The sequence below is a fragment of the Streptomyces sp. NPDC000941 genome (assembly GCF_053599555.1).
The window spans coordinates 1-2,177 of the sequence record NZ_JBSFMM010000508.1 but is presented as its reverse complement, the minus strand read 5'-3'; the positions used below and the strand labels follow the sequence as shown (position 1 = coordinate 2,177).

The 2,177-nt window shown below is 74.8% G+C and carries 1 protein-coding gene; it reads left to right on the top strand.

Features of this window, described 5'->3' with window-relative positions; translation table 11 throughout:
• On the top strand, positions 1–2,177 hold a 2,177-nt coding region (locus ACWDSL_RS53140; protein WP_450496933.1), incomplete at both ends, for a type I polyketide synthase.

The window sequence follows — 2,177 nt, the reverse complement described above, 5'->3', positions numbered from 1 at the left end:
CAGGCCGCCGCCGGGACCCTGCCGCCGCTGCTGCGCCGCCTCGTACGCGCGCCCGCGCGCGCCGCCGTGGCAGCCGTGGCAGCCGTCCAGGAGCCGTCCTCGCTCGCCGGGCGGCTCGCGGGGCTGCCCGAGGCCGAGCAGGACAAGCTCATCGGCGCGGTGCTGCGCGGCCGGATCGCGGCCGTGCTGGCGCACCCCGAGCCGGAGTCCATCGAGCTGGGCCGCACCTTCCAGCAGCTGGGCCTCGACTCGCTGACCGCGCTGGAGCTGCGCAACGCCCTCCACGCCGCGACCGGCGTACGCCTGCCCGCCACCGCCATCTTCGACTACCCGACGCCCGAGACGCTGATCGGCCACCTGCGTACCGAACTCCTCGGCGCCGCACCCGCCATCGCCGCCCCGGCCCCCTCGCCGACGCGGAACGCCGACGACCAGGACCCGGTCGTGGTCGTCGGCATGGCCTGCCACTACCCCGGCGACGTCCACTCCCCCGACGATCTGTGGCGGCTGGTGGCCGACGGCGTCGACGCCATCGGCCCGTTCCCGCAGGACCGCGGCTGGGACGTCGCGGAGCTGTACGACCCCGACCCCGAGCGGACCGGCAAGAGCTACACCAGCCAGGGCGGATTCCTGCGCGACGCGGCGCTGTTCGACGCCGGGTTCTTCGGGATCAGCCCGCGCGAGGCGCTGGCCACCGACCCGCAGCAGCGGCTGCTGCTGGAGACGGCGTGGCAGGCGTTCGAGCACGCCCGCATCGACCCGGCCACGCTGCGCGGCAGCCGGACGGCGGTGATCACCGGAATCATGTACGACGACTACGGGTCACGGTTCCTCGGCCGGATACCCGAGGGCTACGAGGGCCAGATCATGACCGGCAGCACGCCGAGCGTGGCGTCCGGCCGGGTGGCGTACACCTTCGGGCTGGAGGGCCCGACCCTGACCGTGGACACCGCCTGTTCCTCCTCGCTGGTGGCGATGCACCTGGCGGCGCAGGCGCTGCGCGGCGGCGAGTGCGACCTGGCGCTCGCCGGCGGCGTGACCGTGATGGCGACGCCGAACACCTTCGTGGAGTTCTCGCGGCAACGCGGCCTGGCGGCCGACGGCCGGTGCAAGCCGTTCGCCGCCACGGCCGACGGCACGGGGTGGGGCGAAGGCGCCGGCCTGCTGGTGCTGGAACGTCTCTCCGACGCCCGCCGCAACGGCCATCGGGTACTCGCCGTCCTGCGCGGCTCCGCCATCAACCAGGACGGCGCGAGCAACGGCCTCACCGCCCCCAACGGCCCCTCCCAGCAGCGCGTCATCCGCGCCGCCCTCGCCAGCGCGGGCCTTGCGCCGGGCGACATCGACGCCGTGGAGGCGCACGGCACCGGCACCACGCTCGGCGACCCGATCGAGGCGCAGGCCCTGCTCGCCACCTACGGCCAGGGCCGCCCCGACGAGCACCGGCCGGTGTGGCTGGGCTCGATCAAGTCCAACATCGGCCACACGCAGGCCGCGGCGGGCGCGGCCGGCGTCATCAAGATGATCATGGCCATGCGGCACGGCGTACTGCCGCCCACCCTGCACGTGAACGAGCCCTCCCCCCACGTCGACTGGGAGAGCGGCAACGTCCGGCTACTGACGGAACCCGCCGACTGGCCGGAGACCGGCGCGCGTCCCCGCCGCGCCGCCGTCTCCTCCTTCGGCATCTCGGGCACCAACGCCCACCTCATCCTCGAACAGGGCCCCGACGAGACACCCGCCGAGGCCCCGGCCGCCACGCCCGGCCTCGTACCCTGGCCGCTCTCCGCCCGCAGCGAGGAGGCACTGCGCGCCCAGGCCACCCGCCTGGCCGACTGGCTGGACGGTGCCGACGCCCCGGCGCCCCTCGCCGACACGGGCCGGTCGCTGGCCACGACGCGCTCGGCCTTCGAACGCCGCGCGGTCGTCCTCGGCAGTGACGACCGGGAGATGGCCGAGGCCCTCAACGCCCTGGCCCTGGGCGCGCCTCACCCCAACCTGGTCACGCACGCCGCCGACGCTCTCGCCCCCGGGAAGGGCCAGACGGTGTTCCTGTTCTCGGGTCAGGGGAGTCAGCGCCCTGGTATGGGGGCGGGGTTGTACGCGCGTTTCCCGGTCTTCGCGGAGGCGTTCGACGAGGTGTGCGCCCTGCTCGACCCGCATCTGGAGCACTCGCT